This window comes from Streptomyces sp. NA02950 (genome assembly GCF_013364155.1).
GTDB lineage: Bacteria > Actinomycetota > Actinomycetes > Streptomycetales > Streptomycetaceae > Streptomyces.
Genome location: NZ_CP054916.1, coordinates 4,592,543 through 4,616,069 on the forward strand (window position 1 = coordinate 4,592,543; position 23,527 = coordinate 4,616,069).

Consider the following 23,527-nt stretch of genomic DNA (forward strand, 5'->3'; position numbering starts at 1 on the left):
TCCCAGGTCGCGCGCAGCCGCTGCCATCGATACATGTTATTCGAATAGCACACCGCCTCCGGGGGTGCTCTCGTGGCGGCATGTGATGAGTCAGCGCATTCACTCGTATCGCCCGACCGGCTCCCCCGCGGGGTGGGGCCGTGTCGGCGATGAGGTGCGCCGTGTGGTCCTGCATGCTGCGCCCCTCACGACCCTGAAGGCACGGGAGCTCCTGGGGGCTCTGGCTCAGTTAGCGCTCTTCTGCGACGGCCAGGGTCTGCCTGCGTCTGCTGACGTGTGGCTGTCACGTGAGGTGATCGAGAGGTTCATCGACATCGGCTGCCCCCAGGTGAAGGAGTCGACCCGCGGGAACTACCGTTCCCGGCTCCTACGCCTACGTGAACTCGTCATCGGCGGCGAGTGCCGCACCGGCAAGCCCGCAGAGCTGTCAGCATCCAGTGCGAACCCGCCCTACCGCCCCAAGGAGCTAGCCGACCTGTGGGGCTGGGCCTGCGGGCAGCCCACGGACGAGCTCCGCTGGGGCTGCAAGACGCTGCTGGCCCTGGGCGCCGGTGTCGGGCTGGACTCACCGGAAGTCATCCCCCTGCGCGCCCACGACGTCCGGCACTCCGCACGCATGCGCGGCCCCGTCGTGGTCAAGACCCGAGGCTCCAGAGAGCGGGAGATCCTTTCCCGCCGCCCCTGGGAAGCTGTCCTGGCCTCGGCTGCCGAGCGGCTGGAGACACCTGGGGCCGCGAGCTATCTGTTCCGTCCGAACTGCCACAGCCGCGGCACCAACACCGTCACGAACTTCCTGGCCCGAACCAAGCCCGACCCCGGCAGTCCAAGGCTGAGCATGGGTCGGCTGCGCTCCACGTGGCTGGTCGACCTCTTCGAGTCCCGCGTCCCAATCACAGTGATCGTCGCGGCGGCAGGCGTGGACACCCTGCACGGCCTCTCCCGCATCCTTCCCTTCCTCAGCGGCCTCCCGGCCGACGAGGCCGCTGCACTCCTGCGAGGCGACTGATGGGCGCCGACGCCTACACAGGCCCGGCCAAGGACGACCGGCACGAGCGGCTCCTCGCCATGCGCGCCGAGCGCACACTGCTCAACGACGAGGAGGTCGAACCTGCGATCGACGACGTGGACAACAGCAGCCTCGTCGCGCTGCTCCAGGGGTTCGTCCACCTCGGCCGAGGACGGCCCCGGAAGCTCGCGCTGCGCACGCTGCTGATCGGCCTGCACCTGTGCACCCAGACCACAGGCGGGAAAGTCATCCTGGAACTCGTCACGGACATCCTGTTCTTCCGTCTCAGCCCACGGATGCGCCAGCGCCTGGCCGTGCCCGACTATCCGGACCACGACCAGGGCTTCGAAGCGGCCTACGCCGTCGTACGACGCCTCTTCCATGCGATGCGTGCAGCCATAGACCCCTCCCCGCTCCCGGCCAACAAACGGCTCTCCCGAGAGGAGGCCGAGCGCCTGACCGCAGAGGTGAACCCAGAACTCCTGGCCGTGCGGGAACACAGGCTCGCGCTGTTCACGGAGTTCGTCCTGGACGCATCAGTGCGCCCACTGAGGGGTCTGATGAACGAGCTGTCCGACGGCTCACTGGCTGTGGACGCCACCCCGATCCGCACCTTCGCACGCGGTCGCAAGAGCAACGGCCCCGAGCTTGCGACCGACCCCGACGCCGGCTGGTATGTCCGTGAAGGCGACCACCGCGACCCCGACACCGTCCCCGTCGCCGAGACCATGCGCCCCACCCGCAAGAGCCAGAAGGGACCCAAGCCTCAGCAGGCGCGGCGGAAGAAGCCCTCTTTCAAGAAGAAGGCCAAGTACCTGTTCGGCTACGACGCGGCCTTCGCCGTCACCAGGGACGCCCGTCACGACGGCGTTCTCCTCGAGGACAACACCCCCAACCCCGACGTCCTGCCCGCTCTCGTACTCGGCGTAGCCCTGGACAAGCCCGGCCAGCGCCCCGCCTACAACGGGCTCAAGATCCTCAGCAGACTGCGGGAACGCGGCTACAAACCCGGCTACCTGGCCGGGGACCTCGCCTACAACAACTCCGAGCCCACCGAATGGCAGCGGCCCGTCCGCGCCCTCGGCTACAAACCGGTGTACGACTACCGGGTCGACCAGCTCGGCCAACAGGCGGGAGCACACGGCGCAATCATGGTGGAGGGCACCTGGTACTGCCCCTCCATGCCCCAGCCCCTCATCGACGCCACCAAAGACCTGTATGAGGAGCGCATCGACCGGGAAACCTGGATCCAGCGCATCGAAGCCCGCAAGCCGTACCGCCTCATGCCCAAGGAGCTCGAGGACACCGACGGCTACCAGCGCACGATGTGCCCGGCAGAGGCCGGGAAGGCTCAGTGCCCCATCAAGCCCCGCAGCCTCGGCCGCGGTATCCACCTGCCCCTGGTGGACCCTGAGCCGAGCCCCGCAGGGCCCCTCAAGGTCTGCCGCCAGCGCAGCGTCACCCTCGCCCCGACCGACGGCGCCAAGCACTGGCAGGCCCTCGAGTACGGGGACGAGGAATGGCGGCGGGTCTACTTCCGGCTCCGGAACAGCGTCGAGGGCTTCAACGGCTACGCGAAGAACCCCCTCGGTGAGGCCATCGAGGCGGCCGGCTCCCGCCGCATCCGCGGCATCGCCGCCCAGACGATCCTCCTGGCCTTCCAGCTGGCGCACGCCAACCGCCGGAAGATCAAGGACTGGGTGGAAACCCTGGCCTTGGGCGGGCAGCGCCCACGGAGGCGCACCCATCACCGGCGCAGAACCAAGCCACTGGCCAGGTGGACCCCCACCGGCTTCCTCACACCGACCGGCTAGCGCTCAGGCTCCAGCCACACCAGGAAGATCAACCGAAGATCAGGGCCCGCACCGTGAGGCATGCCACGGCGTGGGCTCATTCACGTAGAAACCACCCGAAATCGCACCGTGCACGAGCACCACGCGCTCCGATCACGAGAAACGGGCCCCACCGGTGACTTCCGTCACTGGTGGAGACCCGTTTCGTCGGTTTCTCCTGGTGCGCGAGGGGGGAGTTGAACCCCCACGCCCTTTCGGGCACTGGAACCTGAATCCAGCGCGTCTGCCTATTCCGCCACCCGCGCATGGGTGCTGTCGTAGGGTGTTCCCCCGCTTCCCGGTTGATCCTTGGACCCTCCGGGTCGGGCGGCGCGCCTTCCGACATCCAGAACACTAGCACGCTGCACAGGGTGGAATCACACCCGTTTCCGATGACCCCGCACCCGCCCACTCTGAGAGCGTCACGGTTGCGGGACACTGTCGTGAGGGCACCTCTACGATCCTGTGAGAGGTGACACTGCTCCACAGGGCCAGGAAGGGGAACCACCCGATTTCCCGACGCGTGGATACGATCAGTAAGCAGTACCAGGACGACACTGAGCACGACTGAGGAAGGAGGTGCCCCGTGGGAGTAATGAAGCGCTTCGAGCAGCGACTCGAAGGACTCGTGAACGGCACCTTCGCCAAGGTGTTCAAGTCCGAGGTCCAGCCCGTCGAGATCGCGGGCGCGCTCCAGCGCGAATGCGACAACAACGCCACCATCTGGAACCGAGAGCGGACCGTCGTCCCCAACGACTTCATCGTCGAGCTGAGCACGCCCGACTACGACCGCCTCAGCCCGTACTCCGGACAGCTCGGCGACGAGCTGTCCGGCATGGTGCGTGACTACGCCAAGCAGCAGCGCTACACCTTCATGGGCTCGATCAAGGTCCATCTGGAGAAGGCCGAGGACCTCGACACCGGCCTGTACCGGGTGCGCAGCCGGACGCTGGCCTCCAGCGAGTCCCAGAACCCGCAGGCGGCAGCGGCCCCGGCGCGCGGCGGAGCCGGTGCCCCGCACCAGCGCCCCGGTGGTCATGGCTACCCCGCTCAGCCCGCGGGGGCGCCGCCGATGCCCTCGGCGCCCCCCGGCGCCCGTCCGGTGCCCCGCACCGGTGGAACCGGAGTGGGCGTGGGCCCGCAGCCCCAGGGCCAGACCCGGCGCTGGATCGAGATCAACGGCACCCGCCACCAGATCTCCCGGCCCACCCTGGTGCTGGGCCGCAGCACCGACGCTGACGTGCGGATCGACGACCCCGGTGTCTCCCGCCGACACTGCGAGATCCGGGTCGGTACCCCGCCGACCATCCAGGATCTCGGGTCGACGAACGGGATCGTGGTGGACGGACAGCACACCACGCGCGCTACGCTCCGCGACGGCTCGCGGATCGTCGTGGGCAGCACCACCATCGTTTACCGGCAAGCCGAAGGGTGAAGCGGGGGCAATGTCAGAGCTGACCCTCACGGTCATGCGGTTGGGTTTCCTCGCCGTACTGTGGCTGTTCGTCATCGTGGCCGTACAGGTCATCCGTAGCGACCTGTTCGGGACCCGCGTGACCCAGCGCGGTTCGGCGCGGCGCGGCGCCGCCCCCGACCGGCCGCAAGCGCCAGCGCGGCAGCAGACCGCACCGCCGCCGCAGCGCCAGCAGGCGGGGGGCCGCGGCCGCCGCGGCGCCCCCACCAAGCTGGTGGTCTCCGAGGGCACGCTGACCGGCACCACGGTCGCCCTCCAGGGGCAGACCATCACCCTCGGCCGTGCGCACGATTCAACAATCGTGCTGGACGACGACTACGCCTCCAGCAGGCATGCCAGGATCTACCCCGACCGTGACGGTCAGTGGATCGTCGAGGACCTCGGGTCCACCAATGGCACCTATCTCGACCGGACCCGACTCACCACACCGACACCGATTCCGCTCGGCGCGCCGATCCGCATCGGCAAGACCGTCATCGAGCTGCGGAAGTAGTAGGACCATGACGACCGGAGGGTGGGCAGCGTGGTTGGCAAGGGGCTGTACCCGGAGCCGACGGGCGAGGTGCGCATGAGTCTGTCGCTGCGTTTCGCGGCCGGATCGCACAAGGGCATGATCCGGGAGGGCAACGAGGACTCCGGTTATGCCGGGCCCCGGTTGCTCGCCATCGCCGACGGCATGGGCGGCCAGGCCGCCGGTGAGGTCGCCAGCTCCGAGGTGATCTCCACCCTGGTCCAGCTCGACGACGACATCCCGGGCTCGGACATCCTGACCTCCCTGGGCAGCGCCGTACAGCGGGCCAACGACCAGCTGCGCGTCATGGTCGAGGAGGACCAGCAGCTGGAGGGCATGGGCACCACGCTCACCGCCCTGCTGTGGACCGGCCAGCGGCTGGGCCTGGTGCACGTCGGCGACTCGCGCGCCTATCTGCTGCGCGACGGTGTGCTGACCCAGATCACCCAGGACCACACCTGGGTGCAGCGCCTGGTCGACGAGGGCCGGATCACCGAGGAGGAGGCGGGCACCCACCCGCAGCGCTCCCTGCTGATGCGCGCCCTGGGCAGCGGCGACCATGTCGAGCCGGATCTGTCCATCCGTGAGGTCCGGGCCGGGGACCGCTATCTGCTCTGCTCCGACGGTCTGTCCGGAGTGGTCAGCCACCAGACGCTCGAGGACACCCTCGCCAGCTACCAGGGCCCCCACGAGACCGTGCAGGAGCTGATCCAGCTCGCTCTGCGCGGCGGCGGCCCCGACAACATCACGTGCATCGTCGCCGACGTCCTGGACGTGGACGGCGGCGACACCCTGGCCGGGCAGCTCAACGACACTCCGGTGATCGTGGGCGCGGTCGCCGAGAACCAGGTCCCCCTGGGGGACGGCGGCGCCGCACAGACCCCCGCGGGCCGTGCGGCCGAGCTCGGGCGGTCCAGCCGGTCCGTTCCGCAGCAGGGCGACACCCAGGGCGGCTTCGGCCCTCCCGGAAGCGGGCCGGACATCGGCATCGCGCCCGAGGGCAGCTACGGGGACCACGCCAGCGGCGACCTGACCAAGAAGAGCGGCCGCAAGACGTGGGCCAAGCGCTCGCTGTACATCGCGCTGGGCCTGGCCGTGATCGGCGGCGGGCTCTACGGCGGCTACCGCTGGACCCAGACCCAGTACTACGTGGGCGCCAATGGCAACCATGTCGCGATCTACCAGGGCATCAGCCAGGACCTCGCCTGGATCAAGCTCAACAAGGTCCATGAGGACCACCGCGAGATCGAACTCAAGTACCTCCCGACCGACCAGCGCGGCCGGGTGGAGGACACCATCGCGGTCAGCAATCTCGGCCAGGCCCGGAACAAGACCAAGGACCTCGCCACCCTCGCCGGGGCCTGCCGGAAGGCGGACGCCCAGAAGAAGGCCGAGGACCGGCAGAAGGACCTCACCGGCGGTGAGGGCCGGGACAGCGGCGGCTCCGGGGACGACAAGGCGAAGCCCAGTGCCGACAGAACCCCCGGGAGCGGCGGGCCGGCGCAGAACGACCGCAATGAGAACGAGGTGCAGACCCGGGCCGCCAAGGCCACCTCCAAGCCGACAGCGACACCGACGCCGACGAAGTCTCCCACTCCGAAGCCCGGCCCCACCCTTTCGGAGGAGGAGAGGAAGTTGGTCCCGCAATGCAGCAGCACTCAGCAGTGAAGCCGTAAGGGGCCGTCCACGTATGAGCAGCACCTCCAACACCACCACGATCAGCACGGTGGGGCCGCCCAGCCGGCGCAACACCGAGCTCGCCATGCTGGTCTTCGCGGTGATCATTCCGGTCTTCGCCTACGCCAACGCGGGCCTGGCGCTCAGCGACGAGATGCCCTCGGGCATGCTCAGCTACGGCATCGGGCTCGGTCTGCTGGCCGGGGTCGGCCACCTCGTGGTGCGGAAGTTCGCACCGTACGCCGACCCCCTGCTGCTGCCGATCGCCACCCTGCTCAACGGGCTGGGACTGGTGATCATCTGGCGGCTCGACCAGTCCAAGCGGCTGGCCGCGCGGGCCGAGAGCATCGGCCAGGTCTACGCGGCCGCCGCCCCCAAGCAGCTGATGTACTCGGCGATGGGTGTCGCCCTCTTCGTGGCCGTGCTGATCCTGCTCAAGGACCACCGGATCCTCCAGCGCTACACCTACATCTCCATGGCCGCGGCGCTGGTGCTGCTGGTCATGCCGGTGTTCTTCCCCGCCAAGTTCGGTGCCCGCATCTGGGTCACCGTGGGCAGTTTCTCCATCCAGCCGGCCGAGTTCGCGAAGATCGTCATCGCGGTCTTCTTCGCCGGATATCTCATGGTGAAACGGGACGCGCTGGCACTCGCCAGCCGCCGCTTCATGGGTCTGTACCTGCCGCGCGGCCGTGACCTCGGGCCGATCCTCGTCGTCTGGGGCATGAGCATCCTCATCCTCGTCTTCGAGACCGACCTCGGTACCTCGCTGCTGTTCTTCGGCATGTTCGTGGTGATGCTCTATGTGGCGACCGAGCGCACCAGCTGGATCGTCTTCGGTCTGCTGATGTCCGCGGCCGGCGCCGTCGGTGTCGCCACCTTCGAGCCGCACGTCCAGCAGCGTGTGGACGCCTGGCTCGACCCGTTCGCGGCCTTCAAGAACGGCACCAGTGACCAGATCGCCCAGGCGCTGATGTCCTTCGGCTCCGGCGGTGTCTTCGGCACCGGTCTGGGCCAGGGCAACTCGGACCTGATCGGCTTCGCCGCCAACTCGGACTTCATCCTCGCCACCGTCGGCGAGGAGCTGGGTCTGGCCGGCACCATGGCGTTCCTGCTGCTGTACGGCCTGATCGTGGAGCGGGGCGTACGGACCGCCCTGGCCGCCCGCGACCCGTTCGGCAAGCTGCTCGCGATCGGCCTGTCCGCGGCCTTCGCCATCCAGATCTTCGTGGTGGCGGGAGGTGTGATGGGGCTCATCCCGCTGACCGGTATGACCATGCCGTTCCTCGCGTACGGCGGTTCCTCGGTGCTCGCCAACTGGGCCCTGGTCGCGATCCTCATCAAGATCAGCGACACGGCGCGCCGCCCCGCTCCGACGCCCGCTCCGTCGACAGACGCCGAGATGACTCAGGTGGTCCGCCCGTGAACAAGCCCCTGCGCCGTATCGCGATCTTCTGTGGACTGCTGGTCTTCGCCCTGCTGCTGCGGGACAACTGGATCCAGTACGTCCAGGCCGACGACCTCAAGGAAAACAAGCACAACCGCCGGGTGCTGATCGCCCGTTACGGCCAGCCTCGCGGCAACATCATCGTGGACGGCCGGCCGATCACCGGGTCGGTGGAGACCAACGGCACCGACTTCAAGTACAAGCGCACGTACAAGAACGGCAAGATGTGGGCGCCGGTCACCGGCTACGCCTCCCAGGTCTTCGACGCCAACCAGCTCGAGAAGCTCGAGGACGGCATCCTCACCGGCAACGACGACCGCCTGTTCTTCAACCGGACGATCGACATGATCACCGGCAAGGAGCAGAAGGGCGGCGACGTGATCACCACCCTGAACCGCAAGGCCCAGGAAGCCGCGTACAACGGTCTGGGCAACAAGAAGGGCGCCGTCGCCGCGCTCGACCCGCGCACCGGCAAGATCCTCGCCCTGGCCAGCACCCCGAGCTACGACCCCTCGACGGTCGCGGGCGGCTCCAAGAAGGACGAGAAGGCCTGGACCGCCCTCCAGCCGAAGAACAACACCGACGACCCGATGCTCAACCGGGCGCTGCGGCAGACCTACCCGCCCGGCTCCACCTTCAAGGTCGTCACCGCCGCCGCGGCGCTGGAGAACGAGAAGTACACGGACATCGACGAGCCGACCGAGTCTCCGCTGCCCTGGCGGCTGCCGCTCTCCTCCAAGAACCTGGAGAACGAGGGCAGCATCCCCTGCAAGAACGCCACCCTCCGGCAGGCCCTGCGCTACTCCTGCAACACGGTCTTCGGCAAGCTGGGTGACGACCTCGGCAAGGACAAGATGCTGGAGCAGGCCGAGAAGTTCGGCTTCGGCAAGGAGGTCCTGACGCCGGTCCGCACCAACGCCAGCGTCTACCCCGAGGACATGGACCGGCCGTCCAACGCGATGTCCGCCATCGGCCAGTACGACACCCGTGCCACTCCGCTCCAGATGGCCATGGTCGCGTCCGCGATCGCCAATGACGGCACGCTCATGAAGCCGTACATGGTCGACTCGCTGCGCGCCCCCGACCTCAGCATCATCGAGCGCAACGACCCGGAGAAGATGGGCCGGGCGGTCTCCCCGGAGAACGCCCGCAAGCTCCAGGACATGATGCAGACCGTAGTGAAGGAGGGCACCGGCACCAACGCCCAGATCCCGGGCGTCGAGGTCGGCGGCAAGACCGGCACCGCCCAGCACGGCGTCGCCAACAGCAAGAACCCCTACGCGTGGTTCATCTCCTACGCCAAGGGCAAGGACGGGTCCCCGGTCGCGGTCGCGGTCGTCATCGAGGGTTCCGACACCGTCCGTGACGACATCGCGGGCGGGCGGCTGGCCGCACCGATCGCGAAGGACGTGATGAAGGCGGTACTGGACAGCGAGAAGTGACGCCGGTCACGCCCTGATACCAATCCCGCACGTCGCCGTACCGGTCCGGTATCAAGTAGCGGCTGTGGCCGGGTCGCGTCGGACGTGCCGGGTACGGTATGCGCGAGCAGCACTTGACCGGCCCCACAGGTGCGGTCGGGAATGACGGAAGAGGGCTGGAGTAGCTATGGAAGAGCCGCGTCGCCTCGGCGGCCGGTATGAGCTGGGCTCAGTGCTCGGCCGCGGTGGCATGGCGGAGGTCTACCTCGCCCATGACACCCGCCTCGGCCGCACTGTCGCTGTGAAGACACTCCGGGTGGACCTCGCCCGCGACCCGTCCTTCCAGGCCCGGTTCCGCCGAGAGGCCCAGTCGGCCGCCTCGCTCAACCATCCGGCGATCGTCGCGGTTTACGACACCGGCGAGGACTACGTCGACGGTGTCTCGATCCCGTACATCGTGATGGAGTACGTGGACGGCTCCACGCTGCGTGAGCTGCTGCACTCGGGCAGAAAGCTGCTCCCCGAGCGCTCCATGGAGATGACCGTCGGCATCCTCCAGGCCCTGGAGTACTCGCACCGCAACAACATCGTCCACCGCGACATCAAGCCCGCGAACGTCATGCTGACGCGCACCGGCCAGGTCAAGGTCATGGACTTCGGCATCGCCCGCGCCATGGGCGACGCCGGTATGACCATGACGCAGACGGCCGCCGTGATCGGCACCGCCCAGTACCTCTCCCCCGAGCAGGCCAAGGGCGAGACCGTCGACGCGCGCAGTGACCTCTACTCCACCGGATGTCTGCTCTACGAGCTGCTGACCGTGCGCCCGCCCTTCGTCGGCGACTCCCCGGTGGCCGTGGCCTACCAGCACGTACGGGAAGAGCCGCAGCCGCCGAGCGCGTACGACTCCGAGATCACCCCGGAGATGGACGCCATCGTCCTGCGGGCACTGGTCAAGGATCCGGACTACCGCTATCAGTCGGCCGACGAGATGCGCGCCGACATCGAGGCCGCGCTGGAGGGCCAGCCGGTCGCCGCCACCGCGGCACTCGGCGCGGTCGGCTACGGCGCCGGCGACCAGCCCACGACCATGCTGCGCCCGCAGGACTCCGGGGCGCAGACCTCGATGCTGCCCCCGATGCGCGACGACGACGGCGGCATGGGCTACGACGAGCGGCCCGACCAGGGCCGCGGCCGCGGCGGGCCGCCGGAGAAGAAGAGCAATCTCTCGACGATCCTGCTGGTGCTCGCCGGGATACTGGTCCTGGTCGGCGCGATCTTCATCGGGAAGTCACTGTTCAGCGGCGGCAAGAACGACGATATGGTCCCGGTCCCGCCCTTGACGGGCAAGACCTACGCCGCCGCCGAGAGGCAGGGGAAGAACGGCGACTTCAAGGTCGAGAAGGTCGGCTCGAAATTCTGCGACCAGCCCAAGAACACGGTCTGTTTGCAGAACCCGGCCAGCGGCGGCGAGGTCAAGCGGTTCGGCACGGTTGAGCTGACCATGTCCAAGGGCACCAAGCCCGCGGCCAAGGTCGAGGTTCCCGATGTTGTCGGCAGCCAGATCGCGTCCGCGACGCAGCAGCTGGACGACAAGGGCCTCGACGTCAAGCAGGTGCCGAAGGAGTCCCCCCAGCCCGCCGGTACGGTGCTCGGCCAGGACCCGACGGGCGGTACGAAGGTCGCCAAGAACACCACGGTCACGCTGACCGTGGCCGCGGCCGAGTCCAAGATCGTCGTCCCGGACGTGACCACGAAGAAGCTCGAGGACGCCAAGGCGGCGCTCCAGAAGAAGGGCCTCGAGGTCACCGTCACGGAAGCCGAGAACGGCGATGTCGAGGCGGGTACGGTCACCGACCAGACGCCGAAGGGCGGCCAGGAGGTCGTCCCCGGCTCGAGCGTCACCCTGACCGTGGCCAAGGCTCCCGCGCAGCCGGAGAACGTCCAGGTGCCCAACCTGGCCGGTCAGACCCTCAAGGACGCCAAGAAGGCCCTGAAGGATCTGGGGCTGAACGTGGGCAACATCACCGGCCCGCAGGACGACAAGGCGAACGTGGTGACCAGCCAGCCGGGCGCGGGCTCCCAGGTGCCCAAGGGCCAGTCCGTGAACCTCCTCACCGTCGCCGGCCAGGGCAACAACGGCGGCGGTATCGGAGGCGGCGACGGCGGCGGCGGTGACGACGGCGGGATCTTCGGCGGCCCGAGCGGCGCCGCCACCACCGGTTAGTCCGCGCGGGCTCATCGACGCCCTGATCCACGGGGAAGCCCCCGGTGCCCTCTCGGAGGGCACCGGGGGCTTCCCCGTGGTGCACCACCGGTCCGCGGGCTAGCGCAGCTCCTTGGGGGGCGTGCGGCGGACGTCGACCTTCTCCGTGCGCTCCAGTTCGCCCCACACGATGTAGCGGTGGCGCGAGGTGTAGACGGGCGTACAGGTCGAGAGCGTGATGTAGCGGCCCGGCTTCTTCCTGCCCGACTCCTTGGGGACCGCGTCGAGTACGTCCACGTTGTACTTCGAGGTCTCGGGGAGCGTCGCGTAGACCCGGTAGACGTACCAGCGGTCACGGGTCTCGAAGACGACCGCGTCGCCCTCGTGGACCTTGTCGATGTTGTGGAACTTGGCGCCGTGCCCGTCCCGGTGGGCGGCGAGGGTGAAGTTGCCCTTCTTGTCCCAGGGCATCCCGGACTTGACCGGGTCCGTGTAGTAGCCCGCGACACCGTCGTTGAGCGTCTCGGTGCGGGTGCCCTTCTTGACCAGCACTTCACCGTTGTGCATGGACGGTACGTGCAGGAAGCCGATGCCGTCCTTGGTGTCGAGGCCGCCCGGGCCCTGCTGTGCCCAGTGCCGTCGCACCCGGTCGCCCTGTTTCTTCGCCTCACGGTCGGCGAGCACATTGGTCCACCACAGCGAGTAGACGACGAAGAGGGCGAGGATCAGACCCGCGGTGATCAGCAGCTCGCCCAGCACGCCGATGGCCGCCGCTATCCGTCCGCGGCGGGGACGGGGGGCCGGCTGGGCTGGCGGGTCGGGGGCCCGGCCCCGCCGCTGGTCGTGGTCGGTCCGTGCCACCGCGTCGTACCCCTTTTCTGGCTGTTCCCCGCTCGCCGCCCGCGCTCATTCCACCAGCGCGTTCGGCTTCCCTCTGCTGCGCGGGCGCTCGTCGACCATCTTGCCCCACACGATCATCCGGTAGGTGCTGGTGAACTCGGGGGTGCAGGTGGTCAGCGTGATGTAACGGCCCGGTTTGGTGAAGCCCGAACCGGCCGGCACCGGCCCGATGACACCCGTGTTGCCCGGGGACGTCTGCGGGAGGATGCCGTCCATCTCGTAGGTGTAGTAACGGCGTTGGGTCTCGATGATGATCTCGTCGCCGCGCTTGAGGTGGTTGATGTAGCGGAACGGCTCGCCATGGGTGTTCCGATGCCCGGCGAGCGCGAAGTTCCCCTTCTTGTCCCAGGGCATCGCGGTCTTCAGCTTGCCCTTGGCGTAGTGGCCGACCATGCCGCGGTCGAGGACCGTGTGCTTGTCGATCCCCTCGGCGATCGGAGCCTTCACGTCCAGCTTGGGGATGTAGATGATCGCGAACCCCTGGCCGGGGGAGAAGGCGCCCGGGTCGCGGTCGCCGTCACCGTTCTCGTCCCACTGCTTGCGGAGGTTGTTGGCGGCGCCGTTGGCCTGCTGATGGGCCCGGATGTTGGTCCACCACAGCTGATAGGTGACGAAGAGCAGCATCACCACGCCGAGCGTGATGAACAGCTCGCCGACGACGCGGCTCATGACAACGCCGGGGCTGTCCTTGCGGGCCCGCGCGGCACGCTTGGCCTCCATACGGGTGCGGGGCGCGGCGCCGGAGGGCGCGGTGGCGCCCGTGCCGCCACCGGCACCGCCGCGGCGGCCTCCGCGGCGGGCGGCCTCCTGGGCGGCCCTGCGGCGGGCGGCGCGGCCGCCGGGCGGCGTCGGCTCGGCGCGGGTGCCGGGTGCGGCCGTGGTGCCGGACCCGACCTTCCGGAGCGGCATGGTCTGGTCACTGCCGGAGGGCTCGGCCCGGGGCGCCACGGTGCGCAGGGCCACGGTCTCGTCGTCGCTCCGGGGCGGCGCGGCGGGCTTGACCGACGGCGCGGGCGCGGTCACGGGGGGCAGGACGGCGATCTCGTCGGCCCTGCCGGGCTCTGAGGGGGCCGCTCGCGCCCTGCGGCGCCCCGTGGGTGGTCCTGGAGTCTCCCCCGCCTCACCGGGCTCTGTGGCGGCCGGTCGGCGGCGCCGACGGCCGGTCGGGGGCGGTACGGCGCCCGGCGGCGGCGTCCGCGTCGGATCGGGGGCGCCTTCCGGGGCGCTCTCCTCGGCGGGCGGGCGACGGTGGCGTCTGCGGGGCGCGGGATCCGGGGGCCGCCCGGGGACCGCGGCCGTGCCCAGGGTGTGGCCGGTGGCCCCGTCCGGGGCCGCTCCGGGCAGCGGGTCGTTCAGGGGGTCGTCCGGCCGCTCCACCGAGGCCGCGAACGCGTCGGAGCCCCCGTGGGCGTCGTACGGCCCCTGTGGCTCGTACGACGCGTACGGGGCGGCTTCCCGGGCGCCGTAGGCCGCGCCCTCGCGCTCGGGGCGCAGTGCGGTCACTCGCCTGCCTTGCCGCCGACCGCCCCGACCACCGGGGCGAGCCCCGCGGACCGCTCCACCGCTCCGCTGTCGCCGCACTCCACCAGCCAGTTGGCGAGCATGCGGTGACCCCATTCGGTGAGGACCGACTCGGGGTGGAACTGCACGCCCTCGACGCGCAGTTCCCGGTGGCGCAGCCCCATGGCGATGCCCGTCTCGGTCCAGGCCGTGATCTCCAACTCGTCCGGGACGGTGCCCCGCTCGACGGCGAGCGAGTGGTAGCGGGTGGCGGTGAAGGGGGACGGCAGCCCCCGGAAGACGCCCGCTTCCTCATGGGTGACCAGCGAGGTCTTGCCGTGCAGCAACTCCGGGGCGCGGCCGACGACTCCGCCGTAGGCGACGGCCATGGACTGCATCCCCAGGCAGACGCCGAACACCGGTACGCCGGTGGCGGCGCAGTGCCGCACCATGTCGACGCAGACCCCGGCCTCCTCGGGGGTGCCGGGTCCGGGGGAGAGCAGCACCCCGTCGAAGCCGTCCTGGGCGTGCGCGAGGGCGACCTCGTCGTTGCGCACCACCTCGCACTCGGCGCCGAGCTGGTAGAGGTACTGGACCAGGTTGAAGACGAAGCTGTCGTAGTTGTCGACGACCAGGACGCGCGCGCTCATCGCGGACCCGCCATTCCCTCGTCGACCGTCACGTCGTTGAACGGCAGCAGCGGCTCCGCCCACGGGAAGACGTACTGGAAGAGCACGAAGACGATCGCCAGCACCAGCACGAGCGAAATGACCGCCCGCACCCATGCGTTCCCCGGCAGATGCCGCCAGATCCAGCCGTACATGCCGTCCCTACTCACCGATGACGAAGTCGATTGCAGCACCGGAGTGCATGACCAGAGTAAAGGGCCGGGGGCGGCCCAGGAGGGTCAGCCGGACAAAGCACTGGGCTTGCCTTCGGTGACCGGGCGGGTCGCGTCGAGGTGCGCCCAGGCGATCAGCCGGTGACTGTGCCCCCACTCCGGGTCGCAGGTCGTCAGCGTCAGATAGCGGCCGGGGCGGTGGAATCCGGACGCCCGCGGCACCGGGTCGATCACCCCGGTGTCACTGGGGCGGGTGCGGTAGGGGCGCCGGTCGATGCGGTATGTGAACCAGGTGGTGCCGTCGGTCAGCACCACCGCGTCACCGGGGCGCAGCGCGGGGAAGTCCTTGAAGGGATCGCCGTAGGTACGGCGGTGCCCGGCGACGGCGAAGTTCCCGGTGGCGCCGAGGCGGGCGGTGCGGGAGTAGTGGCCGACCCCCCTCTTGAGGGTGGCGGCTTCGGTGCCCTGGAGGACGGGTTTGGCCCAGCCGGTGCCGAAGCGCGGGATGTACATGACCGCGAAGGAGGCGCCCGGCTCGTAACGGGGTGGTGCGGCCGGGGCGCGGGCGCGCCCGGTGGTGACGGAGCCGGTGGACCACCGGTCCTGGAGATGGCCGATCTCGTCGTCCATGGCGCGGTCGGCGCGGACGGAGGTCCAGTAGAGGAGGTAGACCACCACGAGAATGATCAAGGTGCCGACGGTGACGCAGACTTCACTGAGCGTTCTGATGATCACCCGCGTGGTCACCGGCCCCCCAAGCGCTACCCGATGGGCTGTGCCTGATGCAGGTCCACTGTGCCGGAGTAGCCGGGAAGGGTCACCGTGCCGTGCTGGTCGACTTTCCAGCCGAGGCCGTAGGCGTCGACGTAGCTGCGGTAGTTCTGGATGGCGGGGGACGCGGCGAGCGCGGTGCGCAGTGTGCCCCGGTCACCGACGGCGGTGATCTTGTAGGGCGGTGAGTAGACGCGGCCCTGGAGGATCAGGGTGTTGCCGACGCAGCGCACCGCGCTGGTGGCGATCAGCCGCTGGTCCATGACCATGATCCCTTTGGCTCCGCCCTGCCACAGCGCGTTGACCACGGCCTGGAGGTCCTGCTGGTGGATCACGAGGTCGTTGGGCTGGGGCTCGGGAACGCCGGGGATCTGGGCGGTGGCGTTGGGCGGGGCGTCGGTGAGGGTGACGGTGAGCCCGGGGCCGGTGAGCTTCTTGGTGCCCGCGGCCTCCTCCAGCTCCGCCAGCTTCCGGCGCTCGGCGCGGGTGCTGCCGTCGTCACGGCGGGCGAGGGCGTCGACCTCGGAGCGCGTCCGGGCCGCACTGTCGTCAAGCGCGTGGTTCTTGCGGCTGCGCTCCTGGATCAGGTCGGACAGCCGCAGCATCGATTCATCACTGCGGATGTTGGTGCCCTGGGCAGTGTTGAAGCTGGTCCAGAAGATGAGCCCGGCCAGCGCGAAGACCGAGAGGGTCAGCAGCCGGACGGGACGGAAGGCGGGTCGGCGGAAGCCCGGGGTGGGAGAGTCAGCGGAATTGCTCAACGTACCCTTACTCCTTACGACGCCGCGGAAGGACTACGCTAACTGACGTGTGGGGGAGGGAAGTGGTCCCCGTCGCTGTCCCGCCCCGGCGCCGTCCGTTCACAACCCCGCGCGGTCACGCAGCGCATCGACAGGAGAGTTCCTCGTGCCGAAGTCACGGATCCGCAAGAAGGACGATTTCACCCCGCCTCCGGCGAAGCAGGCCGCCAACATCAACCTGAACAGCGGCCGCCGCTGGGTGGCGCCGCTGATGCTGGCGATGTTCCTGATCGGCCTGGTGTGGATCGTCGTCTTCTACGTGACCACGGGGGACATGCCGATCGAGGCGCTGGGCAACTGGAACATCGTCGTCGGCTTCGGCTTCATCGCCGCGGGGTTCGTCGTCTCCACCCAGTGGAAGTAGGTCCCTCCGCGGCCCTCCGCCGACGCCGTCCGAATCTCTGTCCACAGGGTTATCCACAGGCGGGGAAAACTCAGAAGATCTGTGGATAACCTCTGCCGCGTTGACGCCGGTGTGACCGGTCGGGCATCTCCGTTCGATCGTTCACACCTGCACTTTTCTGCGAAAACGCAGGTCAGCGGGGGCACGTACAGATGTTCTCCACAGGTTGCGTAAGATCCACCACCCGCTGTGGACAACTGACCGAGCCAGACCCGTTCGAAGCCCTCGGTGAGCGCGGAGCCGACGACCCCGCGGGGCTCAGCCGGTGAGCTCGAGCGTACGGACCCACACCACCACGATCACCGCCAGCAGTGCGACCGCGCAGGTCCCCCACTGCACCAGCGCCCGGCGCTCACGCGGGGCGTGCACCATGCCGTACGCCACCGCGGTGCCGACGATCAGCCCGCCGACATGGGCCTGCCAGGCGATACCGGACCAGGTGAAAGTGAAGAGCAGGTTCAGCGCGAGCAGCGCGATGACCGGCCGCATGTCGTACTGGAGCCGCCGCATCAGCACGGCGGTGGCGCCCAGCAGACCGAAGATCGCTCCGGAGGCGCCCAGCGAGGGCTGGTTCTGCGCGGCGAGCAGATAGGACAGCGCACTGCCGCCGAGACCGGAGAGCAGATAGAGGCTGAGATAGCGGGCGCGGCCGAGCGCGGCCTCCAGCGGACCGCCGATCCACCACAGCGACAGCATGTTGAAGGCGATGTGCATCACCTGCTGGTGCAGGAAGACCGAGGTCACCAGCCGGTACCACTGGCCCTCGCCGACCCCGACGACATGGCCGACACCTGGGTCGTAGGCCCGGCCGACCAGATCGAGGTCGTCCACCAGCCGGTCGCCCGCCCCCAGCGCCACCAGCCATATGACGAGGTTGAGGGCGACGAGGATCTTGGTGACCAGCCGCGGGTCGGAGGTCATCACGCCGCCCGCTATGGTGCGTGGCTGGGACGCGCGCGGCGAGGGGCCCGGTGCCGACGAGCCCGCCCCGGCGGAGGCGCGGCCGCCCACGCACTCCGGGCAGTGGAATCCGACGGAGGCGCTGATCATGCACTCCGGGCAGATCGGGCGCTCACAGCGGGTGCAGCTGATGCCGGTCTCCCGCTGCGGATGCCGGTAACAGCAGACCGCCTGGTCCTCCATGGTTTCCCCTCGCCCCCTGTCCACACACTCGGTCACGTCCCCGCCCCGCTTGTTCACACGGACAAGCGGGGCGCGGAGTTCCCGTGCGGCGGGATCAGCCCTCGCGGGTCTCCACGACGACGGACTCGATCACGACGTCCTGGAGCGGACGGTCGGTGCGCGGGTTGGTCCCGGCGGCCGCGATCGTGTCGACGACCTTCTTGCTGCCCTCGTCGGCGACCTCGCCGAAGATGGTGTGCTTACCGGTCAGCCACGTGGTCGGGGAGACGGTGATGAAGAACTGCGAGCCGTTGGTCCCCGGGCCCGCGTTGGCCATGGCCAGCAGGTACGGCTTGTTGAAGGCCAGGTCCGGGTGGAACTCGTCACCGAACTCGTAGCCGGGGCCACCGGTGCCGTTACCGAGCGGGTCACCGCCCTGGATCATGAAGCCGCTGATGACCCGGTGGAAGACCGTGCCGTCGTAGAGCTTCTCCTTGGCCTTCTTGCCGGTGGCCGGGTGGGTCCACTCGCGGCTGCCCTCGGCGAGCTCCACGAAGTTCTTGACCGTCTTGGGCGCGTGGTTCGGCAGCAGCCGGACCACGATGTCGCCGTTGTTCGTCTTCAGAGTGGCGTACAGCTGCTCGGCCACGATCAACCTTCCATCGTTTTCACTTCCGTCCCCTGATCCTCGCACGGACCCGACGGCGAGGGGTATCCGTGAAGGCAGCCGACGGCGCGCCGATCCGCGGTATTTACGGAAGAATCACCGCTATGACCCAGATGCCCGGCCTCACATGCTACGCGTGCTGCGAACGGGCATGATCTCCACAAACAGGCATGATCTTTCTTGGGATGGAAACACGAAACTGCGCAGATCGAGCACAGAACTCTGAACCCCGGAGCAATGACCAACGCCACCGAGGAGGAGGATCCCGTGACCCGCATTGACAGCGTGCGAGCCGCGACCGGCACCGCCAAGAGCGGCGTCCTGCACGCCGCGGAGGCGGTGGCGCCCTACGCCGGCACAGCCAAGGACACCGCCACCCGCTACGCGCACGAGGCGCGCGTACGGCTGGCGCCGAAGGTCTCGCACGCCGCACACCAGGCCCGGTGCAGTGCCGGTACGCAGTACCACGCGCATGTCGCACCACGGCTCTCCCAGGCCAGGGGGAGCCTGCCGCCCAAGGTGGACGCAGCCGCCACCCGTGCCGCCAAGCGCACCCGCAAGGCCGCCCGGCAGGCCGCCGATTACACCACACCCCGGGTGGAGAACGCGGTGGCCGGAGTACGCGCGGCCGCCGGACCCGCCCGCGAGGAGGCGGTGATCCGCACGGCGGCGGCCGTCGCCGCGCTGCGCACCCATGTGACGGCCGCCGACATCGAGAAACTGGCCAGGAAGCGGGCCCGCCGGGCCCGGGCCGGACGGGTGGCCAAGCGGGCCACCTTCATCGGGCTGATCGGCGCGGGGGTCTTCGCCGCGTGGAAGTGGTGGGACCGGCAGGCCAACCCCGACTGGCTGGTGGAGCCCCCGGCGGCGACCGAGGTGGGCGACCGCGAGCGGCTGTCGACGGTGGACGGCAGCGACGAGAGCACCCTGGACCCGGAGGTGCAGGCCAAACAGGCGGAAGCCGAGGCACGCAAGGACGACGACCAGCGCTGACGGCCGCCCCGGAGGCACCGGTGGGCGCCGAGGGGCGCTGAGGCCGGCGGGGCGCGCCGGCCGGTGGGAGCGGAACGGTGGCGGAGCGGCGCAACGCTCGCCCGAGGGGCGGCGGACCGGGGGCTTTCCGCACCTCGGCCGTTCCGTGGCCATCCGGGCCCCGGGGGGCGTCACCCTCCGTTCCCCGGGCCGCGCTCACTGGAGCGGCGCTGCCGCCGCTCCAGGAAGATCTCGGTGAAGACCGACACCTTGGCCCGCAGCGCCCAGGGGTCGAACGGCTTGGCCATGTAGTCCACTGCCCCCGCCGCGTAGCCGCGCGAGGAGTGCTCCGGGTCGGCGCCCATCGCGGTCAGGAAGATGATCGGGATGTCCCGGTTCCGGGTGCGCCGCTTGATGTGGGCGGCCGTCTCGTAGCCGTCCATCTCCGGCATCTGCACATCGAGCAGGATCACGGCGAAGTCGTCATGGTCGAGCAGCGCCTTGAGGGCCTCCTGACCGGAGGCCGCGGTCACCAGCTCCTGGTCGAGCGTGGCGAGCACGGCCTCCATGGCCAGCAGATTGTTCGGCTGGTCGTCGACCACCAGGATCTTCGGGCGCGGACCGCCGCAGGGCCGCGCCATGGGCCCCACCGGGGCGCCCGGCTCCCCTTCCGGCTGCGGGACCACGGCGGGGCGCTGGGCCTCCACCACGGCGAGCTGGCGCTCCAGCACCAGACAGCGGTCCTCCGCCAGCCGTCCGCGCCGCCGCACCTCCGCCAGCTCCTCGCTGAGCCGCCGCACCTCCCGCTCCAGCTTGTCCCGCTCCTTGATCAGCTCCTCGCGGTCCGGAAACCCCCGCTCCAGCGCGTCCGCGCGGGCACGCTCCGTGGCCCAGGCGGCCTCGGCCTGGTTCAGCCGCACCTCCAGGTCGGCGATCCGGTGCTTGCGGTCGAGCAGCACCTCGCCCAGCGCGTCCTGGTGGGCGAGCGAGCAGCGCGCCTCCCGGTCCGCGTCGGCCAACTGCACCTGGAGGATCTCCATGGCGTGGGCGGGGGAGCGGCTGGTGCGCACGGCGGCCCGGTGCAGCTCCCGCATCAGCTCGATGGCGGCCGGGGTGACAGCGGCGCCCCGCCGGGCCGCGAGATCGGTGAACAGATCGAAGACGAACTCCCACGGCGGGACGCGCGTGCCGCTCAGGAAGCGCGAGACCGTACTGGGATCCCGGTGCCGTCTCACCGCGTATCGGCGCACCGAGACCCCCAGCCCGGCGAAGAGCCGTCTCAGCTCGACGGCGAACGCCCGGCACTCCTCGGGCAGATTGTCCCCCAGCGGATGCAGCTCACCCATCTCGTCCCCCTCTACGGCGACTCACGCCGATCAGACGATTCCCGGGCGGCTTGCCCGAGTTGTGGGCGACAGCCTGGAGGATCGCGCGGGTGTTGCGCGGGACAACGCCGGGAGTGGCAACACCGGAGCCGCGGACCACGGCCGCACAACGAACCAGCCGGGACACCGCTGTGGTGTCCCGGCTGGTGACAGAGGTGGAGCCTAGGAGAGTCGAACTCCTGACATCCGCCATGCAAAGACGGCGCTCTACCAACTGAGCTAAGGCCCCGTCGCCGATCAGGATACCCGGTGTCGGCAGCCTTTCCCGACCGGGTATCGCTCGCACGTACCGCTCTCCGTAGGATGCCACGCAAGATTCGCGGCAGCGAAGCGAAGGGGAGACCGGGATGGACGCAACACAGCAGGACGCCACGGCGCGTGCACGGGAGCTGCAGCGCAGCTGGTACGGGGAGCCGCTGGGGGCGCTCTTTCGCCGTCTCATCGACGATCTCGGTCTCAACCAGGCCCGTCTCGCCGCCGTGCTCGGTCTCTCCGCCCCCATGCTGTCGCAGCTCATGAGCGGTCAGCGGGCAAAGATCGGCAATCCCGCGGTGGTCCAGCGCGTACAGGCCCTCCAGGAGCTGTCCAGCCAGGCCGCGGACGGCCGGGTCAGCGCCGCGGAGGCCGCCGAGCGCATGGAGGAGATCAAGAAGAGCGCGGGCGGCTCGGTCCTCAACTCCACCCAGACCGCGGCCAGCACGGGTGCCCCGACCGTGCGGCGCGTGGTCCGCGAGATCCAGTCGCTGCTGCGGTCCGTTGCCGCCGCGGGGGACATCATCGATGCCGCGGACTCCCTCGCCCCCACCCATCCCGAGCTGGCAGAGTTTCTCCGTGTGTACGGCGCCGGGCGGACCGCCGAGGCGGTCGCGCACTACGAGGCGCACCAGAGCTGACGGGCTGATGGGCTGCTGAGGAGTCGATGACGGGGCGGGCACGGCGCGATGGGTGAGATCTTCGCGGGCCGGTACGAGCTGGTGGACCCGATCGGGCGCGGGGGTGTGGGAGCCGTCTGGCGGGTCTGGGACCACCGCCGCCGGCGGTATGTGGCGGCGAAGGTGCTCCAGCAACGCGACGCCCATACGCTGCTGCGCTTCGTCCGGGAACAGGCGCTGCGGATCGACCATCCCCATGTGCTGGCGCCCGCGAGCTGGGCAGCGGACGACGACAAGGTGCTGTTCACCATGGATCTGGTGGGCGGCGGCTCGTTCGCCCATCTCATCGGCGACTACGGCCCGCTGCCACCGCGCTATGTGTGCACCCTGCTGGACCAGTTGCTCTCCGGGCTGGCCGCGGTGCATGCCGAGGGTGTGGTGCACCGGGACATCAAGCCCGCGAACATCCTGCTGGAGGCCACCGGGACGGGGCGGCCGCATGTGCGGCTCTCCGACTTCGGCATCGCGCTGACCAAGGGCGAGCCCCGGCTCACCGAGGCCAACTATGTGATGGGTACGCCCGGTTACTTCGCGCCCGAACAGATGATGGGCGAGGACCCCGACTTCCCGGCGGACCTCTTCGCCGTCGGACTGGTGACGCTCTATCTGCTCAGTGGGCACAAGCCGGACGCGGAGGCGCTGGTGAAGCGCTTCAGCGAGCAGGGGGTGCCGAACCCGCCCACGGAGGTGCCGGAGCCGCTGTGGCAGGTGGTGGCGGGGCTGCTGCAACCGGACCCCGAAAATCGCTTCCGCACGGCCATCGGGGCGCGCAAGGCACTCGCGACCGCCGTCGACTCGCTGCCCGAGGCGGATTTCGACGACGAGACGATCGAGGTCTTCGATCAGCTCGGACCGCTGCCCACGGGATTCGGGCCCCATGGCCCGAATCGTCCGAGGCGCCGCCACGCCAAGGCGGACTCCCCCGACGAGGCCGCGGGGGCGTCCCGGACCCCGCAGACCGACGACGCGGCGCACGGCTCCCGGCCCTCCGTCGAACCGGCCGAACCCCTCGAACCGGCTGCCCCGCAGCCCTCCATGTCGGACACCGGCAGCTTCACCCTCCCGCCGCCCCGTCCACAGCCCCGACTCCAGCCGCACACCCCGTCGCGGCCGCAGGAGCAGCCCGGGGCACCGGCCCCTCCCGCCCAGGGCCCGCTGCCGCCCCAGCACCCGCCGACACAGCATCCCCTGACCCCCCATCCCTCGGTGGCCCAGCCGCCGGTGTCCCATCCGCACACCCCGCCGACGCCCTCGACCGTCGCCCCGCAGCCGCAGGCCCCGCAGCCGCCCGTACAACCGCCGCCGCCCGCACGCCACCCCGAGCCGCAGAGCTCGCACCACCCCGAGCCGCAGAGCTCTCCACATCTCCATACGCCCACCCCCGTACCGACCGCGACGCCCTCCGCGGCGCCGCTCGCTCACCCTCCTACTCGTCCATACACCGCTCGGCAGCCACGGGTTCCGCACCGGGCCGTACGGCGTCCCGGACCGTCCCGGATGGCGACGGTCTCGATCCTGATCGCCGCGGCCGTGTGCTTCGCCGTCGGGGCGTGGGCGCTGATCGTCGCGGGCTGAACCCCGGCCCGGGCCCGCGAAGGCCCTCGCGGGCCCGCGAGCGCTCGCGGCAGCTACCGCACGCCCGGCACATCAGCACCCCGCCCGC

General features: G+C 69.8%; 21 protein-coding genes and 2 tRNA genes. 12 read left to right on the forward strand and 11 right to left on the reverse strand.

Annotated elements, in window-relative coordinates:
* The first annotated feature begins 274 nt into the window (after nt 1-274).
* Both HUT19_RS19990 and HUT19_RS19995 read left to right on the forward strand, forming a co-directional pair.
* On the forward strand, nt 275-1,006 hold the full coding sequence (locus tag HUT19_RS19990; RefSeq protein WP_254885669.1) for a hypothetical protein: 732 nt from the start codon (nt 275-277) through the stop codon (nt 1,004-1,006).
* Entirely contained in the window at nt 1,006-2,820 is a 1,815-nt protein-coding gene (locus HUT19_RS19995; RefSeq protein ID WP_254885670.1) for a hypothetical protein, read from the forward strand. Before HUT19_RS19990 ends, HUT19_RS19995 begins: the two co-directional genes overlap by 1 nt.
* Nucleotides 2,821-3,017: 197 nt before the next feature.
* On the opposite strand, the gene HUT19_RS20000 is transcribed toward HUT19_RS19995, so the two are convergent.
* Nucleotides 3,018-3,104, reverse strand: a tRNA-Leu gene (locus HUT19_RS20000).
* A 320-nt stretch (nt 3,105-3,424) separates the two neighbouring features.
* Here HUT19_RS20000 and HUT19_RS20005 point away from each other — a divergent pair.
* The 6 genes from HUT19_RS20005 to pknB all read left to right on the forward strand — a co-directional run bounded on the left by HUT19_RS20005 (nt 3,425) and on the right by pknB (nt 11,592).
* On the forward strand, nt 3,425-4,273 hold the full coding sequence (locus tag HUT19_RS20005) for a DUF3662 and FHA domain-containing protein (protein WP_176181784.1): 849 nt from the start codon (nt 3,425-3,427) through the stop codon (nt 4,271-4,273).
* A 10-nt stretch (nt 4,274-4,283) separates the two neighbouring features.
* Nucleotides 4,284-4,805, forward strand: coding sequence for an FHA domain-containing protein (locus HUT19_RS20010; RefSeq protein ID WP_176181785.1), 522 nt, complete (start codon nt 4,284-4,286; stop codon nt 4,803-4,805).
* Between the two features lie 21 nt (nt 4,806-4,826).
* On the forward strand, nt 4,827-6,491 hold the full coding sequence (locus HUT19_RS20015; RefSeq protein WP_176181786.1) for a PP2C family serine/threonine-protein phosphatase: 1,665 nt from the start codon (nt 4,827-4,829) through the stop codon (nt 6,489-6,491).
* A 22-nt stretch (nt 6,492-6,513) separates the two neighbouring features.
* Entirely contained in the window at nt 6,514-7,923 is a 1,410-nt protein-coding gene (locus HUT19_RS20020) for an FtsW/RodA/SpoVE family cell cycle protein (RefSeq protein WP_176181787.1), read from the forward strand.
* A complete protein-coding gene (locus HUT19_RS20025; protein ID WP_176181788.1) occupies nt 7,920-9,386 on the forward strand; it encodes a penicillin-binding protein 2 in 1,467 nt (488 codons plus the stop codon). Before HUT19_RS20020 ends, HUT19_RS20025 begins: the two co-directional genes overlap by 4 nt.
* Before the next feature lie 166 nt (nt 9,387-9,552).
* Nucleotides 9,553-11,592 (forward strand): Stk1 family PASTA domain-containing Ser/Thr kinase, encoded by a 2,040-nt coding sequence (gene pknB, locus HUT19_RS20030; RefSeq protein ID WP_176181789.1) that lies wholly within the window; start codon nt 9,553-9,555, stop codon nt 11,590-11,592.
* A gap of 99 nt (nt 11,593-11,691) precedes the next feature.
* Here the strand turns inward: pknB and HUT19_RS20035 are convergent, their stop codons facing one another.
* From HUT19_RS20035 to HUT19_RS20060, 6 genes are all read right to left on the reverse strand, one after another.
* Entirely contained in the window at nt 11,692-12,432 is a 741-nt protein-coding gene (locus HUT19_RS20035) for a class E sortase (RefSeq protein WP_176181790.1), read from the reverse strand.
* A gap of 45 nt (nt 12,433-12,477) precedes the next feature.
* Nucleotides 12,478-13,974, reverse strand: coding sequence for a class E sortase (locus HUT19_RS20040; protein ID WP_254885671.1), 1,497 nt, complete (start codon nt 13,972-13,974; stop codon nt 12,478-12,480).
* Nucleotides 13,971-14,621, reverse strand: coding sequence for an aminodeoxychorismate/anthranilate synthase component II (locus tag HUT19_RS20045; RefSeq protein ID WP_176181792.1), 651 nt, complete (start codon nt 14,619-14,621; stop codon nt 13,971-13,973). Before HUT19_RS20045 ends, HUT19_RS20040 begins: the two co-directional genes overlap by 4 nt.
* Nucleotides 14,618-14,794, reverse strand: a complete 177-nt coding sequence (locus HUT19_RS20050) for a hypothetical protein (RefSeq protein ID WP_176181793.1) — start codon at nt 14,792-14,794, stop codon at nt 14,618-14,620. Before HUT19_RS20050 ends, HUT19_RS20045 begins: the two co-directional genes overlap by 4 nt.
* Nucleotides 14,795-14,878: 84 nt before the next feature.
* On the reverse strand, nt 14,879-15,559 hold the full coding sequence (locus HUT19_RS20055) for a class E sortase (protein ID WP_176181794.1): 681 nt from the start codon (nt 15,557-15,559) through the stop codon (nt 14,879-14,881).
* A 14-nt stretch (nt 15,560-15,573) separates the two neighbouring features.
* A complete protein-coding gene (locus HUT19_RS20060) occupies nt 15,574-16,344 on the reverse strand; it encodes a DUF881 domain-containing protein (protein WP_176181795.1) in 771 nt (256 codons plus the stop codon).
* A 145-nt stretch (nt 16,345-16,489) separates the two neighbouring features.
* Here HUT19_RS20060 and crgA point away from each other — a divergent pair, with 145 nt between their 5' ends.
* Nucleotides 16,490-16,747: a cell division protein CrgA gene (gene crgA, locus HUT19_RS20065; protein WP_176181796.1), complete on the forward strand. Its 258-nt coding sequence runs from the start codon at nt 16,490-16,492 to the stop codon at nt 16,745-16,747.
* Nucleotides 16,748-17,044: 297 nt separating this feature from the next.
* Here crgA and HUT19_RS20070 read toward each other — a convergent pair whose 3' ends face one another.
* Complete coding sequence (locus HUT19_RS20070) at nt 17,045-17,929, reverse strand: rhomboid family intramembrane serine protease (protein ID WP_176181797.1); 885 nt, start codon at nt 17,927-17,929, stop codon at nt 17,045-17,047.
* Nucleotides 17,930-18,023: 94 nt separating this feature from the next.
* Nucleotides 18,024-18,557 carry a peptidylprolyl isomerase gene (locus tag HUT19_RS20075; protein WP_176181798.1) on the reverse strand — a complete coding sequence of 178 codons (534 nt, stop codon included), beginning with the start codon at nt 18,555-18,557 and terminating at the stop codon, nt 18,024-18,026.
* A gap of 285 nt (nt 18,558-18,842) precedes the next feature.
* Here HUT19_RS20075 and HUT19_RS20080 point away from each other — a divergent pair, with 285 nt between their 5' ends.
* Complete coding sequence (locus HUT19_RS20080) at nt 18,843-19,568, forward strand: DUF5324 family protein (protein ID WP_176181799.1); 726 nt, start codon at nt 18,843-18,845, stop codon at nt 19,566-19,568.
* 170 nt (nt 19,569-19,738) lie between these two features.
* On the opposite strand, the gene HUT19_RS20085 is transcribed toward HUT19_RS20080, so the two are convergent.
* A complete protein-coding gene (locus HUT19_RS20085; RefSeq protein ID WP_176181800.1) occupies nt 19,739-20,893 on the reverse strand; it encodes a two-component system response regulator in 1,155 nt (384 codons plus the stop codon).
* A 195-nt stretch (nt 20,894-21,088) separates the two neighbouring features.
* A tRNA-Ala gene (locus tag HUT19_RS20090) sits at nt 21,089-21,161 on the reverse strand.
* A gap of 118 nt (nt 21,162-21,279) precedes the next feature.
* On the opposite strand from HUT19_RS20090, the gene HUT19_RS20095 reads away from it, so the two are divergent.
* Both HUT19_RS20095 and HUT19_RS20100 read left to right on the forward strand, forming a co-directional pair.
* Nucleotides 21,280-21,825, forward strand: a complete 546-nt coding sequence (locus tag HUT19_RS20095) for a DNA-binding protein (RefSeq protein ID WP_176181801.1) — start codon at nt 21,280-21,282, stop codon at nt 21,823-21,825.
* Nucleotides 21,826-21,873: 48 nt separating this feature from the next.
* The gene (locus tag HUT19_RS20100) at nt 21,874-23,439 is read left to right on the forward strand and encodes a serine/threonine-protein kinase (RefSeq protein ID WP_176181802.1); all 1,566 of its coding nucleotides are present in this window, start codon (nt 21,874-21,876) and stop codon (nt 23,437-23,439) included.
* The last annotated feature ends 88 nt before the right edge of the window (nt 23,440-23,527 follow it).

Excerpts from the sequence above, each read along its gene's own strand:
- pknB (WP_176181789.1), top strand. The coding sequence starts at position 9,553 with ATGGAAGAGCCGCGTCGCCTCGGCGGCCGGTATGAGCTGGGCTCAGTG.
- HUT19_RS20050 (WP_176181793.1), bottom strand. The coding sequence starts at position 14,794 with ATGTACGGCTGGATCTGGCGGCATCTGCCGGGGAACGCATGGGTGCGG.
- HUT19_RS20085 (WP_176181800.1), bottom strand. The coding sequence starts at position 20,893 with ATGGGTGAGCTGCATCCGCTGGGGGACAATCTGCCCGAGGAGTGCCGG.
- HUT19_RS20095 (WP_176181801.1), top strand. The coding sequence starts at position 21,280 with ATGGACGCAACACAGCAGGACGCCACGGCGCGTGCACGGGAGCTGCAG.
- HUT19_RS20100 (WP_176181802.1), top strand. The coding sequence starts at position 21,874 with ATGGGTGAGATCTTCGCGGGCCGGTACGAGCTGGTGGACCCGATCGGG.
- HUT19_RS20045 (WP_176181792.1), bottom strand. The coding sequence starts at position 14,621 with ATGAGCGCGCGCGTCCTGGTCGTCGACAACTACGACAGCTTCGTCTTC.
- HUT19_RS19995 (WP_254885670.1), top strand. The coding sequence starts at position 1,006 with ATGGGCGCCGACGCCTACACAGGCCCGGCCAAGGACGACCGGCACGAG.
- HUT19_RS20010 (WP_176181785.1), top strand. The coding sequence starts at position 4,284 with ATGTCAGAGCTGACCCTCACGGTCATGCGGTTGGGTTTCCTCGCCGTA.
- HUT19_RS20070 (WP_176181797.1), bottom strand. The coding sequence starts at position 17,929 with ATGGAGGACCAGGCGGTCTGCTGTTACCGGCATCCGCAGCGGGAGACC.
- HUT19_RS20020 (WP_176181787.1), top strand. The coding sequence starts at position 6,514 with ATGAGCAGCACCTCCAACACCACCACGATCAGCACGGTGGGGCCGCCC.